The organism is Hoeflea sp. BAL378, from assembly GCF_000759435.1.
Classification (GTDB): Bacteria; Pseudomonadota; Alphaproteobacteria; order Rhizobiales; family Rhizobiaceae; genus Hoeflea.
This window is the reverse complement of sequence record NZ_JRJG01000251.1, coordinates 23,796-38,559: the sequence shown is the minus strand read 5'-3', so window position 1 is coordinate 38,559 and position 14,764 is coordinate 23,796. Positions and strand designations below refer to the sequence as shown.

Sequence of the window (14,764 nt, the reverse complement as noted above, 5' to 3'; positions counted from 1 at the left end):
GCAAGGTCCGTTTCTGCCCGTCCGGCGGCGTGGCGGCCTGCGCAATGCGTGTCCTTATCGGCCAAATGAATTCCATTTGAACGCGGCATGGAACTCCAACCTTGCGCGGGACGGCAGGACTTCCATGCGCGGTGTTGCCGCGAACGATGCAAACCGTTAGAGAAAGCGCTTCCGCGCCCTACCTGAGGAATTCAACGCGTGTCAGATACAACGAAAAGTCATTCCAGCGGCCTCTGGGAAAACGTCAAGGTGCTTGTCCAGGCACTGCTTCTCGCGGTGATCATCCGCACCCTGCTGTTCCAGCCCTTCAGCATCCCCTCGGGATCGATGATGGAGACGCTGCTGGTGGGCGATTATCTGTTCGTGTCGAAATATTCCTACGGCTACAGCAAATATTCGATTCCGTTCTCCCCCGACCTGTTTTCCGGTCGCATCTGGGGCGAGAACCCCGAGCGCGGCGACGTGGCGGTGTTCCGCCTGCCGAGTAATCCGAAGATCGACTACATCAAGCGCGTGATCGGGCTTCCGGGCGACCGCATCCAGGTTACCGACGGGGTGCTGTCGATCAACGGGGAGCCGGTCGCGCGCGAGCTCGTGGGCGAGTACCAGCCCGAAGGCCGCTACAACCAGGGCACGCCGGTTCCGGTCTACAGGGAAACGCTGCCCAACGGGGTGAGCTACACCACGCTCGACATCAATCCCAATTCGCCCGGCGACAACACCCGCGAATTCGTGGTCCCCGAAGGCCACTACTTCATGATGGGCGACAACCGCGACAACTCGCTCGACAGCCGTTTCGACGTCGGCTACGTGCCGCTCGAGAATTTCGTCGGCAGGGCGACGATCATCTTCTTCTCGATCGCCGAGGAGTCCTCGCCGCTCGAAATCTGGAAATGGCCGACCGACCTCAGGTTCGACCGGTTCTTCAAATCCGCGCAGCGATGAAGCGCGCCGCGAAAAAGACGTCGGACATCATCGCCCGCGTCGAGGAGCGGATCGGCCACCACTTCGCCAATCCGGAGCGGCTGGAGCGGGCGCTGACCCATGCCAGCATCCGCAATCCGGCGGGCGGGAACTACGAGCGGCTGGAATTCCTGGGCGACCGGGTGCTGGGCCTGTGCGTGGCGGAACTGTTGTTCTCGCATTTCCGCGACGCCAGCGAGGGCGAATTGTCGGTGCGCCTCAACCAGCTCGTGAGCGCCCAGACCTGCGGCGAGGTCGCCGACGAGCTGGGGCTGCACGAATTCATCCGCACCGGCGCGGACGTCAAGAAGCTCACCGGCACCCGCATGGCCAATGTGCGGGCCGACGTGGTGGAATCGCTGATCGCGGCGATCTATCTCGACGCCGGGCTCGAGGCCGCGCGGGCGTTCATCCACAAATACTGGAAAACCCGCTCGCTGGCCGATGGCGGCGCGCGGCGCGACGCCAAGACCGAATTGCAGGAATGGGCGCATGCGCGCTTCGGCGTCACCCCGGTCTATCGGGTGACCAGCCGCTCGGGACCCGACCACGATCCCGTGTTCAACGTGGTTGTCGAAGTTGGCGGGACTGAGCCCGCCAGCGGCGAAAGCCGATCCAAACGCGCGGCCGAACAGGTGGCCGCGACCGCTCTTCTCGAACGCGAAGGCGTCTGGCAACCCGGCGCAGGAAAACATCATGACTGACTCCCCCGAACAGGACGCCCCTCCGTCTGACCCGCAAGCCCCGACCCGCTCGGGCTTCGTCGCGCTGATCGGCGCGCCCAATGCCGGCAAGTCGACGCTGATGAACCAGCTCGTCGGCGCCAAGGTGTCGATCGTCTCGCACAAGGTGCAGACCACCCGGGCGATCGTCCGCGGCATCGCCATCCACGACCGGACGCAGATCGTGTTCATCGACACGCCCGGCATCTTCACGCCCAAGCGGCGGCTCGACCGGGCGATGGTGACCTCGGCCTGGGGCGGGGCCAAGGACGGCGACCTGGTGCTGGTGATGATCGACGCCGAGCGCGGCATCAAGGGCGACGCCGAGGCGCTGCTCGATTCGCTCGCCGACGTGCATCATCCCAAGGTGCTGGTGCTCAACAAGATCGACCAGGTCAAGCGCGACACGCTCTTGGCGCTGACGGCCGCCTGCCACGAGAAGGCCGAGTTCTCCGAGACCTTCATGATCTCGGCGCTGACTGGCTCCGGCTGCAAGGACCTGATGGACTATCTGGCGAAAACGCTGCCCGAGGGTCCCTGGTACTATCCCGAGGACCAGATCTCCGACCTGCCGATGCGCCAGCTCGCCGCGGAGATCACCCGCGAGAAGCTCTATCTGCGTCTCCACCAGGAACTGCCCTACGCCTCGCATGTCGAGACCGAGCGCTGGGAAGAGAAGAAGGACGGCTCGGTCAGGATCGAGCAGGTGATCTATGTCGAGCGCGACAGCCAGAAGAAGATCGTGCTCGGCCACAAGGGCGAGACCATCAAGGCCATCGGCCAGGCCGCGCGCAAGGAGATCGCCGAGATCCTGGAGCAGAAAGTGCACCTGTTCCTGTTCGTCAAGGTGCGCAGCAACTGGGGCAACGATCCCGAGCGCTACCGCGAGATCGGGCTTGAATTTCCGCACTGACGGGTCAAGAGTCAGCCGATGGAATGGCGCGACGAGGGAATCATCCTGGGCCTGAGGAAGCATGGCGAGACCTCGGTCATCGCCGAGGTGATGACCCACGCGCATGGACGGCACATGGGCATCGTCCGCGGCGGCCGCTCCAAGCGGCTGCAGCCGGTGCTGCAGCCCGGCAATTCGGTGGACCTGGTCTGGCGCGCCCGGCTCGATGAGCATCTAGGCCAGTACCAGGTCGAGCTTATCAACGGCCGGGCAGGGCACCTGATGCAGAGCGCCATCGGCCTGCACGGGGTCCAGACCATGGCGGCGCTGCTTCGGCTGCTGCCCGAGCGCGATTCCCATCCCCGCCTGCATGACGCCTTCGCCATCATTCTCGACAGTCTCGACACGCCGGCCGAGGCCGGGGCGCTCTATGTCCGGTTCGAGCTCGCGGTGCTCGAGGATCTGGGGTTCGGGCTGGATCTGAGCGCCTGCGCCGCCACCGGCGCGCGATCCGGTCTCGTCTATGTCTCGCCCAAGACCGGCCGCGCCGTCTCCGCCGGCGCCGGGGCGCCCTGGGCCGACCGGCTGCTGGCGCTGCCGGAATTCCTGGCCGACCGGAACGTGCCCTGCACGGATGCCGAGACGCTCGGCCAGGCGTTCCGCCTGAGCGGCTATTTCCTCAACCGGCATGTGTTCGAGGCCCGCGGCATCGAGCCGCCGGTCAGCCGCGAGAGCTTTTGCACCGCGGCGCTCAAGGCGATGCCGCAATCCCCCACGGTCGCGATGCGCGACGAGGAGCAGGTCTCATGAGCGAAGCGCCAGACAATCCGGCCGTCCGGCAGTTTTCGGGTATTGTTCCCCTCGAGCTGGTGGCGCGCGAAGGCGGCCTGTCGGTCATGCAAGGCATCCTCGACGGTCGGCTGCCCGGCGCGGCCATGGCCAGGACGTTGAACTTCTGGCTCACACGGGTCGAGGAGGGTCTGATCGTGTTCTCCGGCGTTCCCACCACCGATCACCTCAATCCGCTCGGCACCATCCATGGCGGCTGGGCGGCGACGATCATGGATTCGGCGCTTGCCTGCGCGGTGATGACGACGCTCGCCCCCGGCGAGGGCTACACCACGGTCGAGTTCAAGCTCAACCTGACCCGGCCGATCCTGCCGGGCATGGACGAATTGTCCTGCGAGGGCCGCGTGTTGCATCGCGGCAAGACCATCGCCACCTCCGAGTCGTTCCTGCGCGACGCGTCCGGAAAGCTGCTCGCGCACGGCACCGAGACCTGCGCGATCTTCCCGATCGAGAAGCTGATGCGGTGACGCTCCGGCCGGCCCGGGTCGCGCGCACCGCCGTGAAGACCGGCGGACATTGCGGCTTTTTTCGGGCAGCGGCAGACGGGTGTAATCTGCCTGTCATGACTCCGTCCTAACAAGGATCCGGGCCAAACTCGCTCGTATGAGACAACGGAGATCATCATGAAAAACCTGCTGATTGCATCGCTTGCAGTCCTACTGTCCACCAACGTGGCGCTCACTCAGGAGCTCCCGCAGAAGGATTCCAAATGGTTCACCGACGCGCAGGCGAGGATCCAGGAGATGGTGGCGCGCCAGCCGATTACCGGCCGCGCCAAGAACGTCATCCTGTTCACCGCTGACGGCAACGGCGTCGGCACCAACTACGCCATCCGCCTGTTCTCGGGCCAGCAGGCCGGTGGCCTGGGCGATGATTACGTGCAGCCGCAGGAAGCCTTTCCGAACCTGGCCCTGGTGAAGACCTACACCACCAACGGCCAGACCGCCGACAGCGCGCCGACCGCCTCCGCCATGAACACGGGCGTCAAGTCCAAGAACGGCATGATCAACATCGACGAGACTGTCGCCGAAGCCGATTGCGCCGCCGGCCTCGATCACCAGCTCAAGACCTTCGCCGAAATCGTCTCCGAGGCGGGCAAGTCGGTGGGCGTCGTCTCCACCGCCCGCATCACCCATGCGACGCCGGCCGCCGTCTACGCCAAGACCGCCCAGCGCGACTGGGAACACAACGGTGCGCTGCCGGAAGGCTGCGCCCAGAAGGACATCGCCGACCAACTCATCGAGCAGATGAAGGCCGGCGTCATCGACATCGCCCTGGGCGGCGGTCGCGGCATGTTCATCCCCGCCGACGCCAAGGATGAGGAAGACAAGGGCGGAAAGCGCACCGACGGCCGCAACCTCATCGAGGAAGCCAAGGTAGCCGGCGCGCAATATGTCTGGAACGACGAAACCTTCGCAGCGCTTGGCGACGCCGCAACCACTCCGGTTCTCGGCCTGTTCGAATCCTCGCACATGAAATACGAAGCCGACCGCACCGGCGAACCTTCGCTGGCCGAAATGACCGCGGCCACCATCAAGAGCCTGTCGGGCAACGAGAACGGCTTCTACCTCATGGTCGAAAGCGGTCGCGTCGACCACGCCAACCATGACGGCAACCTCTACCGCACCCTGACCGACGGCAAGGCCTTCGCCGACGCCATCGCGCTCGCCGACGAACTCACCAATGACGAAGACACGCTCATCATCGTCACCGCCGACCACGAGCATGCGATCTCGTTCAACGGCTATTGCGGCCGCGGCTCGCCGATCACCGGCCTGTGCTACGATGTCAACGGCGCCGGCGTCGAGCACACCGGCACGCCGCTCTTGAGCGACGACGGCAAGCCCTACACGGTTGCCGGCTTCCTCAACGGCGCGGGTTCGGTGCTCAAGCAGGACACCCAGTGGACCGGTTCGCGTCCCGACCTGACCAACGAACAGGCCATGGACAAGGACTACCTGCAGCAGGCGCTGATCCCGATGTCGTCGGAAACCCATTCGGGCGAGGACGTCGCGGTGATGGCCAAGGGCCCGTGGGCGCACCTGTTCGATGGCGTCATCGAGCAGAATTACATCTTCCACGTCATGGATTACGCCGTAAACGCCAAGTAAGCGGCGCGCGGACAAACCGGGAAGGGCCCGCAAGCGCGGGCCTTTCCCACTGCCGGGGGCGGATTTTTCCTCCGGACAAGGAGCAGGCCAATGAACAGAAGACATTTTCTCGCGGCAGCGCTGGGCTGCCCGGCCCTGGCGCTGATGCCCGTTCCGGCATTCGGCGAGGAGACGGTCAAGCTCAGGGATCTCTACAACAAGGATCTGAGCTTCTCCGACTACGCGCTCGCGCGCGAAGGCCAGAGGGTCTCGATCAGCGGCTTCATGGCGCCGCCGCTGAAGGCGGAAACCAATTTCTTCGTGCTGACCAACCGGCCGCTCGCCGTCTGTCCGTTCTGCGAAACCGAAGCGCAGTGGCCCGACGACATTCTCGCCATCTATGCCAAGCGCGTCATCGAGGTGATCTCGTTCAACACGCGCATCAACGTCCGCGGCAAGCTTGAACTCGGAACCTTCACCGATCCGGACACGCAGTTCGTCAGCCGGGTGCGACTGGTCGACGCCGTCTACGAGAGGGCCTGACCGGTGCGGGGGCTGCCGCTCGAGGTCAGCAACCTGTCCGTCACGGGGGCCGGGGGCAGGGTGCTGGTGCGGGCGGAAAGCCTGACGATCGCGCCCGGCGAGTCGATCGGCATCCGCGGCCCCTCGGGCGCCGGCAAGTCGACGCTGCTCTATGCGCTGGCGGGACTGCAGCCCACCGCCAGGGGAGTGATCCGCTGGGGCGCGGCCGATCTGGTGGCGCTGGGCGAGAGCGAGCGGGCCCGGTTCCGGCGCGACCATATAGGCCTGGTGTTTCAGGATTTCCTGCTGTTTGAGGAACTGACGGCCCAGGGCAATGCGGCCCTGGCCGCAGCCTTTGGCGCGCGCGGCGGCGCGGCCTCGATCCGCAGCCGCGCGGGTGCGGTCCTGGAGCGGCTGGGGATCGGCGACACGGCCCGCACCGTCGACAGTTTCTCGGGCGGCGAGCGCCAGCGCGTGGCCATCGCCCGCGCGCTCGCCAATGACCCGGCCATCATCCTCGCCGACGAACCCACCGCGAGCCTCGACCGCGACACGGCCGACCGGATGATCGACGACCTGGTGGATCTCGCCCGCACCGGCGGCAAGACGCTCATTGCGGTGAGCCATGACAGGACCCTGCTCGAGCGGATGGACCGCCTGGTCGAGGTGATCGACGGCCGGCTCCGGGAAGGGGCGCTTGATGCCTGAGATCCTCCTCGACGGCTGGCAGGGGCTGAGCCCGACGGCCCAGGACATACTGATCCTGCTGCTGCTGCTGGCGCCGGCGGTGCTGACCGGACTTGTCGTCACCTTCGGCTACCGGCCGTTCCTGCTGGTCCGCTCGCTGCTGTGGCGCTACCGCTGGACCAATCTTGTGTTCGTCGCGCTGATTGCTGTTTCGGTCGGTCTCGGCGTCGGGCTGACCGCCCAGGAGCGCGGCCTGCGCCAGGGCACCGCCCGCGCCGCGGAGAAATTCGACCTGATCGTCTCGGCTCCGGGCAGCGAGATCACCATGCTGTTCGCCAGCGTTTATCTGCAGCCGAGCGACGTGCCGCTGCTTGACGGCGAGACCTATGAGAAGATCGTCTCCAACGAGAATGTGAGCCTTGCGGCGCCGATCGCCTATGGCGACAGTTTCGAGGGCTATCCGGTGGTGGGCACGACGCCCGGCTTCATCGCGCACCTGTCCGGGGATCTGGCCGAGGGGGAGATGTTCTCCCGCACCGGGCAGGCCGTGGCCGGATCCGCGGTGGAGGTGCCGCTCGGGGCGAGCTTCACCCCGGCCCACGGGGTGGGCGACGGCGCCGAGCACGAGGCCCATGCCGGCGCCGAAACCGTGATCGTCGGCCGGATGGCTGCGACCGGAAGTCCCTGGGACAAGGCCATCCTGGTGCCGGTGGAAGCCGTGTGGGAGGTCCATGGGTTGGCCAACGGCCACGCGCCGGAGCGCGCGGGGCAGATCGGGCCACCCTTTGATACGGATTATTTCCCGGGAACGCCGGCGGTGATGGTGCATGCGGATGCGCTATGGGCCAATTACGCGCTCAAATCCGACTTCACCACGGACAAGACCATGGCGTTTTTCCCGGGCGCGGTGCTGTCGCGGCTGCACGCGCTGATGGGCGATGTCCGCCAGATCATGTCGCTGATGGCGGTGGTCACCCAGGTGCTGGTGACCGCCGGCGTGCTCACCGGGCTCGTCGTGCTCACGCGCCTGTTCTCGCGGCGGCTGGCGCTTCTCAGGGCGCTCGGCGCGCCGCGGCGCTTCGTCTTCGCGGTGGTCTGGTGCTACGCGGCGACGCTGATCGCCGGCGGCGCGGTCCTGGGTCTCGGCGCGGGCTTCGCCGCCGCCGGCCTGATCTCGCGCGAGATCAGCCGCCGCACCGATATCCTGGTGCGCGCCGGGCTCGCCTGGCCGGAATTCCATCTCATCGCCGGTTTCGTGAGCCTCACCCTGCTGCTGGCGCTGACGCCGGCTTTCCTCGCGCTCAACCGCCCGGTCATCGCCGATCTGAGAAACTGAAGGAGCCCGCCATGGTCCGACGCCTTGCCGCATCCGCGCTGTTTGTCCTCTGCCTCACGCTTCCGGCCTCCGCTGCGGAGAAAGAAGGCCACGATCACGGTCCGGCCGAGCATGTGAGCGAGCTCGACGGGGTCAGGATCATCCACGCCTGGACGCGGGCCACCACCGGGGCCGAGGCGCTGGTCTTCTTCGAGATCGAGAACCGCTCCGGCAAGCCGGTGTCGCTGACCGGCGGCGAGAGCGATCTCGGCGCCTCGGTGGCGCTGGTCGGCATGACGTTCAAGGACGGCGTTGCCGCCCCCGTCGCGCTGCCGGCGGTGCCGGTGAAGGACGGCGGCGATCTGCATCTCGAGCCCGAGGGCCTGGCGCTGCGGATCGGCGGCCTCACCCGGCCGCTGGCAGAAGGCGACGTGATCGAGGTCGAGGTTGCGTTCGACATCGGCCATGTCGACGTGGATGTCGAGGTCGAGGCGGAAGACGCCACCGGCCATTCCCACGCCGGCCATGCGCACTGAGCGCGAGATCCTCTAGCTTCCCGCGCCCAGATGCTCGAGTGCCTGGTCGCGGAAGCCCTCGTCCGGCCAGGGCGCCGCGCCGGAGATGCGCCGCGTCACCGCGCCGTCGCGGTCAAGGAACAGGGTCAGCGGATAGCCGGTGACCTGGAAACGGCTTCCCGCCTCCGCCGGATCGACACGGTAGGTCTCAAAGTCCGGCAGATCCATGTCGCCCTCGAGAAAGCGCCGGACCTCGGCGAGCGGACGGGTGTCCACCGAGACGACGACCAGCCGGTCGCCGAGATCTGCGGGCAGGGTGGCGCGGAACGCGGCCAGTTCCGGCAGTTCCGCGCGGCAGGGCGCGCACCAGGTGGCCCAGAGATGGAGGATCAGCGGCGCATCGGGCAGGATCGCGTCGAGCCGGTCTGGCGCGGCGAGGACTGCGTCCGCTCCGGCGTCGGCCGTGCCTGCCGCCACCGTGGAGGAAACGCCGCCCGCCACCGCTGTGGCCGGCGCTGCCGCAAGCGCCAGGGCCGCCGCGCAGGCGAGGCAGAGCGCCACCCGGCTCATTCCGCGGCTGTCAGCACCGGCCGGTCGACGGCGCGTTCCTGGATCGGCCAGTGGACGATGGCGGCGAAGATGCCGAGCGCCACGCCCAGCCACCAGACGGGATCGTAGCTGCCGAACATGTCGTAGAGATAGCCGCCGAGCCAGACGCCGAGGAACGAGCCGATCTGGTGGGACAGGAAAACGATGCCGCCGAGCATGCCGAGATAGCGGGTACCGAACATGATGGCGACCAGCGCATTGGTGGGCGGCACGGTCGACAGCCACAACAGGCCCATGACGATGGCGAAGATGACCACCGTGGTTCCGGTCTGCGGCACCAGCAGGAACACGGTGACGGCCAACGAGCGGCCGAGATAGATCCAGACCAGCGACATGGTCTTGGAATAGAACTGGCCGATATAGCCCGACGAGAGCGAGCCGATGATGTTGAAGAAGCCGATCAGCGCCAAGGACAGAACGGCATAGGAGCTGTCGATGCCGATGTCGCCCAGATAGGCCGGGAAATGGGCGGTGATGAAGGCCACCTGGAAGCCGCAGACGAAAAAGCCCGAGACCAGCAGCACGTAGCTCTTGTGCGCGAGCGCCTCGCGCAGCGCCGCGCCGATCGACTGCTTGTACTGGACCGACGACTGGGTGCCGGAGCTCGAATTGCCGCGCAGCGGGATCGCCAGGAACGGGATGATGAACATCATCGCCGCCATCCAGACCAGCGCCTCCTGCCAGCCATAGGCGTCGATCAGGCCCTGGCTCAGCGGCGCGAAGACGAACATGCCGGCCGAGCCCGCCGCGGTGCCGATGCCGAAGGCCATCGAGCGGCGCTCGGGCGCGACGTTGCGGGCAAATGCCGCGAGCACGATGCCGAAGGAGGCCGATGCGATGCCGAGACCCACCAGCACGCCGCCGCCGATGTAGAACCAGCCGGGGCTCGGCGCCACCGACATGATGAACAGGCCACCCGCATAGAGCAGCGAGGACAGGGCCAGCACCTTCCAGGTGCCGAACTTGTCGGCGATGGCGCCGAAGATCGGCTGGCCCAGGCCCCAAAACAGGTTCTGGATCGCCATGGCGAGGCCGAAGGTGGTGCGGTCCCAGCCGGTGTCGGCCAGCATCGGCAGTTGGAAGAAGCCCATGGCCGAGCGCGGGCCGAAGGACAGCAGCGCAATGGCGCAGCCGGCGGCGATGATCAGCCAGGGAAGGGGAGGCCGGGCGGAAGCGGAACGGATTTCGGACATGGGGGCTCCAGGAGTTTGACGCGACTTTAGGGATTTCCTCCCATTCGACAAGCGCATTTGATTGAACGGTGGGATAAGCGAATTTGATGTTCGCCACTCGTTAACCGCGAAAGTCGACACTGGTGGCTGATTTCGCACACCATGGTTGTGGGCGGATGTGCCAATGTATTATCAGGGCCATTCATTCTAGTGGATTTCCTCATGTTCTCCTGGCTTGTTTTTTTGCTTCTGTTTGTCTTGGCCCTGTGGGTGCGGACTGTTTCGCTTGACCAGCGCAGGATGGCCGAACAATTGGAATCGCTGCGGCGGGAACTTGACCGCCTTCAGCCCGCGGGAGCGGCGGCCTCCGCCCCGCAGACCGGCGATGACCGGAAAGAGGCGCTGCGGGATGCGCCCGAAATCACCGGCACCGGCCCGGAGCCGCAGGTTCCCGAGCCGAAGGCCGCCGAGGTGGCGGGTTCCGCCGGGCCTGCAACCGACGCCGAGACCGGGCAGCCGGACGCCGTCGAGACCGGTCGTGAGCCGCGCGGGGGGACTGACGCCGGTGCGCCGGAGGCCGCGGCTGCAGTCGTATCGGGCCCAGGAAAGGGCATGGATCTGGAGAGCCTGATCGGTGGCCGCTGGTCGGCGCTGCTTGGCGGGTTTGCCGTTGCCCTGGGCGTTCTGTTCCTGGCGCGCTACTCCATCGAGGCGGGCCTGCTCGGGCCGCGCGCACGGATCACCCTGGGCGCGCTCCTGTCGCTGGCCCTGTTCGGCGCCGGGGAATTCATGCGCCGCCGCGACCGGCAGGAGGCAATGCCGACGCTGATGAGCGCCGATATTCCGGGGATACTCACCGGGGCCGGCGCAGTCGGGGCCTTCGGCACGGTCTATGCCGCCTACGCGCTCTACGGTTTTGTCGGCCCGGCCGTCGCGTTTGTCGGCCTGACGATTCTCGGCATCGCCAGCCTGCTCCTGTCCGCGGTCCACGGCCCGAAACTCGCGGCTCTCGGATTGATCGGCGCCTATGCCTCGCCTCTGCTGGTCTCCTCGCAGGAACCCAACCCGGTGGCGTTCGCCGCCCACATTCTGGTGGTGACCGCCGCCGTCATGGGCGTCGCCCGGATTCGCCGCTGGCGCTGGCTGGCGATCGGCGGCATCGCCGGGTCGACGGGGCTGGCCTTGCTGCTGTTGACGATCCCGACGCTGACAGTCTGGGTGACGCTCGGAATCCTGCTCGTGGCGTTGCTTGTCGTTCACGTCGCAAGCCTGGTCGCCGGCATCGAGGCGCGTCCCGATCCGCTCGAGGACCGGCCGTCGGCGCGGCTTGCGATCGGGGCGGTGCTTGGCATCGTGCTGGTTGGAGTTCTCGCCATCCTGATCTGGGACACACAGGTGCCGTTGCTGCTGGTGGTGTCCGTCCTCGCCGCGCTGCTGGTCGCCGCCGGGGGGATCTGGCCGGCGCTGTCGCCCATCGCCCCGTTGTCGGCGGTGCTGATCGTCGTGGCGCTGATGTCGCTGCGAATCGATTTTCCGGAGATCGCGGGCATCACCTCGGGCCTCGATATCCGCGAAGGTCTTCTGGCGCCGGATGTCGGCGGCTTTGTCCGCAGCGCCCTGCTGCTGGCGGTTCCGTCCGTCCTGCTTGCCGTGTTCCTCGGGCTCCGGGCGGCGGCCACCGCCCCGCGCGCGGCCGGGCGGCTTTCGGTCGCCCTGAGCGCCATAATTGTCCTGACCATGGCGGTGATCTATCTGTCGATCGCCCCCTTCGAAACCCATGTTCCGACCGGGCTCGCGGCGCTGGCGCTCGCGGCGATGATGGTTGGCCTGACCGAAAAATTCGGCCGCGCAAGACCGGATGACTGGTCGGCCGCGGCTCCGGCATGGCTGGCGGTGGGCGCGGTGGCGCTTGCGGGGCTGGCCGTGGCCATCCTGCTCACGCGTCAATGGATGCCGCTCGGGTTTGCGGTCACCGCAGCCGGCGCCTGCCAGGTCCATGGCAGACGGCCGGTGCCGGCGCTCGGCTGGCTTGCCGTGGTGCTTGCCCTGCTGGCGGCCTCCGGGCTCTATTTCAACGCACCGTTTTCCGCCGATGCCATCGGCGCGACGCCGTTCTTCAACAGGCTGATCGTGATCATTGCCCTGCCGGCCGCGCTCTTGATCGGGGGCGGCCTGGCGTTGCGCGGATCGGGCGGACGCCGGCCCGGCGAACTGGTGATCGCCTTCGGTCTGGCTCTGGCCGGTCTGTTCGTGGCGCTGGAGCTGCGCCATTTCATCGCCGGTGGCGACATTGCCGGAGCCCGGTTCGGCCTGATCGACATGGCCACCCAGTCGATTGCGGCGCTGGGCTTTTCAATCGGGCTGCAATGGGCCGCCCGGCGCAGCGACGCGAGCGTGTTTCCGCTGGCCTCGCTTGTCGTCGGGGCGCTGGGGATCGCGGCGATGGTGATCGGGCTGATCCTGTTTTTCAATCCGTTCCTCAGCCAGGCGACCGTCGGCGAAGGGCGGGTGTTCAACCTGCTGCTGCCGGGTTACCTGATCCCCGGCCTGCTTGCCGCCCTGACCGGCTACCTCGCGCCGGCAACCCGGCCCAGATGGTACCGGATCGGCTATGGGGCAACCGGTGCCGTGCTGCTGTTCATCTATGTGTCGCTGATGGTGCGGCACGGGTTTCAGGGCGGGAGGGTCGGATTTCTGCGCAGCACGTCCGACGCCGAGATCTGGGCCTATTCGGTGGCATGGCTGATCATGGGCGGCTGCACGCTGGCGCTGGGCCTGGTGGCACGGTCGCTGGCTTTGCGGGCGGCGTCGGCGGCGGTCATCTCGTTGACGGTCGCGAAGGTGTTTCTCATCGACATGTCGGCGCTGACCGGCGCCTTGCGGGCCTTCTCCTTCATCGGCCTCGGGGTGTCGCTGATGGTCATCGGCCGGTTCTATCAAAGGCTGCTGTTGCGCAGCGGCCACCGGTCCGGCGAATAGGGCGAACCGCGCCTTTGCCGACGGCCCAGTGGGCGCGATCTTCGGCGATCTTGGCCAGGTCAGCGAGGCCGGGCCCGGGGCGGACCGGTCGCACCCGTCGCTCGCCTCACCAGGGGCTGGCCGTTCCGTCCGCGGCGGCGCAGGAGGATGCCGGGACGAGCAGGACGTTCGGCTGACGCGCAGCCGGCGAAGAAAAGGCCGCGCCGGCCTCGCTTGCAATCGGGCCGGTTCCGTCTTATGTGGGGAGTGCCCGGCATCGCCGGGCTTCTTTTGAACCCAATTATGCTCAATTTGAGCATAATAGAGATTGACGGGAGGGTTGCCATGACCCGGTTGGAAACACTGACGCGCGCACCGGCTGCGAAGACCATGCCGAGCGCTGCGGAGCGGTTCGGGGTGATGGAGCGCCCGGAACTCAAATACACCCCGGCCGTGGCGCGGGAAACCGCCCATCTCTATGATCGCGTGCGCCGCCACATCCCCGAGATCGAGTGGCCCGTCTACGCGCCCTATATCCATGCGATCAACCGCATCAAGAAGGAGCGCGGGGCGTCGATCCTCGCGCACAATTACCAGACGCCGGACATCTTCCACTGCGTCGCCGACATCGTCGGCGATTCGCTGCAGCTCGCGCGCGAGGCCTCGCTGGTCGACGGCGAGATCATCGTCCAGTGCGGCGTGCACTTCATGGCCGAGACCTCGAAGCTGCTCAACCCGGACAAGACCGTGCTGATCCCCGACATCAAGGCCGGCTGCTCGCTGTCGGAATCGATCACCGGCGCGGATGTGCGGCTGCTGAAGGAGCGCTATCCCGGCGTGCCAGTGGTGACCTACGTCAACACCTCGGCCGACGTGAAGGCCGAGACCGACATCTGCTGCACCTCGTCCAATGCGGTGGCCGTGTGCGAAAGCTTCGAGTCCGACACGATCCTGTGCATCCCGGACGAGTACCTGGCGATGAATGTCGCCAAGCAGACCAAGAAGAAGATCCTGACCTGGAAGGGCCACTGCGAGGTGCACGAGCGCTTCACGGCGGAAGAGCTGCTTGCCTACAAGGAAGCCGATCCGACCATCGAGATCATCGGCCATCCCGAGTGCCACCCGGACGTGATCGCGGTCTGCGACTATTCGGGTTCGACCGCCGGCATGATCAACTATGTCAAGGACACGCGGCCCTCGCGCGTGCTGCTCGTGACCGAATGCTCGATGGCGTCCAATGTCGAAAGCGAGGTCGAGGGCGTCGAGTTCATCAAGCCGTGCAACCTCTGCCCGCACATGAAGCGCATCACGCTGCCCAAGATCCTCGACAGCCTGCTGTTCATGACCGAGGAAGTGCTGGTCGACCCGGCCATCGCCGGCCGCGCGCGGCTCGCCGTCGAGCGGATGATCAACCTCAAGAACTGACGATCCGGCACAGCGGCCGCGCGCCGCCACCACCAGCAGGGAGCA

At 66.7% G+C, this 14,764-nt stretch carries 14 protein-coding genes; 12 read left to right on the top strand and 2 right to left on the bottom strand.

Annotated features, from left to right (window positions below; translation table 11 throughout):
* Positions 1-198: 198 nt before the first annotated feature.
* From lepB to LL06_RS25755, 10 genes are all read left to right on the top strand, one after another.
* Entirely contained in the window at positions 199-945 is a 747-nt protein-coding gene (gene lepB, locus LL06_RS25800; protein ID WP_035533868.1) for a signal peptidase I, read from the top strand.
* Positions 942-1,667: a ribonuclease III gene (gene rnc, locus LL06_RS25795; protein ID WP_035533866.1), complete on the top strand. Its 726-nt coding sequence runs from the start codon at positions 942-944 to the stop codon at positions 1,665-1,667. The genes lepB and rnc overlap by 4 nt, the downstream gene beginning before the upstream one ends.
* The gene (era, locus tag LL06_RS25790; RefSeq protein ID WP_035533864.1) at positions 1,660-2,598 is read left to right on the top strand and encodes a GTPase Era; all 939 of its coding nucleotides are present in this window, start codon (positions 1,660-1,662) and stop codon (positions 2,596-2,598) included. Before rnc ends, era begins: the two co-directional genes overlap by 8 nt.
* Before the next feature lie 18 nt (positions 2,599-2,616).
* Positions 2,617-3,387, top strand: a complete 771-nt coding sequence (gene recO, locus LL06_RS25785; protein WP_035533861.1) for a DNA repair protein RecO — start codon at positions 2,617-2,619, stop codon at positions 3,385-3,387.
* Positions 3,384-3,893, top strand: coding sequence for a PaaI family thioesterase (locus tag LL06_RS25780; protein WP_035533859.1), 510 nt, complete (start codon positions 3,384-3,386; stop codon positions 3,891-3,893). The genes recO and LL06_RS25780 overlap by 4 nt, the downstream gene beginning before the upstream one ends.
* 156 nt (positions 3,894-4,049) lie before the next feature.
* Positions 4,050-5,537: an alkaline phosphatase gene (locus LL06_RS25775; protein WP_035533857.1), complete on the top strand. Its 1,488-nt coding sequence runs from the start codon at positions 4,050-4,052 to the stop codon at positions 5,535-5,537.
* A gap of 90 nt (positions 5,538-5,627) precedes the next feature.
* Positions 5,628-6,059 carry a hypothetical protein gene (locus LL06_RS25770; protein ID WP_035533855.1) on the top strand — a complete coding sequence of 144 codons (432 nt, stop codon included), beginning with the start codon at positions 5,628-5,630 and terminating at the stop codon, positions 6,057-6,059.
* A gap of 3 nt (positions 6,060-6,062) precedes the next feature.
* Positions 6,063-6,746 carry an ATP-binding cassette domain-containing protein gene (locus tag LL06_RS25765; protein ID WP_035533853.1) on the top strand — a complete coding sequence of 228 codons (684 nt, stop codon included), beginning with the start codon at positions 6,063-6,065 and terminating at the stop codon, positions 6,744-6,746.
* Complete coding sequence (locus LL06_RS25760) at positions 6,739-8,061, top strand: FtsX-like permease family protein (RefSeq protein WP_035533851.1); 1,323 nt, start codon at positions 6,739-6,741, stop codon at positions 8,059-8,061. The genes LL06_RS25765 and LL06_RS25760 overlap by 8 nt, the downstream gene beginning before the upstream one ends.
* Positions 8,062-8,072: 11 nt before the next feature.
* Complete coding sequence (locus LL06_RS25755; protein WP_035533850.1) at positions 8,073-8,576, top strand: copper chaperone PCu(A)C; 504 nt, start codon at positions 8,073-8,075, stop codon at positions 8,574-8,576.
* A 12-nt stretch (positions 8,577-8,588) separates the two neighbouring features.
* Here the strand turns inward: LL06_RS25755 and LL06_RS26635 are convergent, their stop codons facing one another.
* Positions 8,589-9,116, bottom strand: a complete 528-nt coding sequence (locus LL06_RS26635; RefSeq protein ID WP_161785031.1) for a TlpA disulfide reductase family protein — start codon at positions 9,114-9,116, stop codon at positions 8,589-8,591.
* Between the two features lie 5 nt (positions 9,117-9,121).
* A complete protein-coding gene (locus tag LL06_RS25745) occupies positions 9,122-10,357 on the bottom strand; it encodes an MFS transporter (RefSeq protein ID WP_035533848.1) in 1,236 nt (411 codons plus the stop codon).
* A 591-nt stretch (positions 10,358-10,948) separates the two neighbouring features.
* Here LL06_RS25745 and LL06_RS25740 point away from each other — a divergent pair.
* Together LL06_RS25740 and nadA are read left to right on the top strand one after the other, a co-directional pair.
* Complete coding sequence (locus LL06_RS25740; protein ID WP_161785030.1) at positions 10,949-13,315, top strand: DUF2339 domain-containing protein; 2,367 nt, start codon at positions 10,949-10,951, stop codon at positions 13,313-13,315.
* A gap of 324 nt (positions 13,316-13,639) precedes the next feature.
* Positions 13,640-14,719, top strand: a complete 1,080-nt coding sequence (nadA, locus tag LL06_RS25735; RefSeq protein WP_052161917.1) for a quinolinate synthase NadA — start codon at positions 13,640-13,642, stop codon at positions 14,717-14,719.
* Positions 14,720-14,764: the final 45 nt, after the last annotated feature.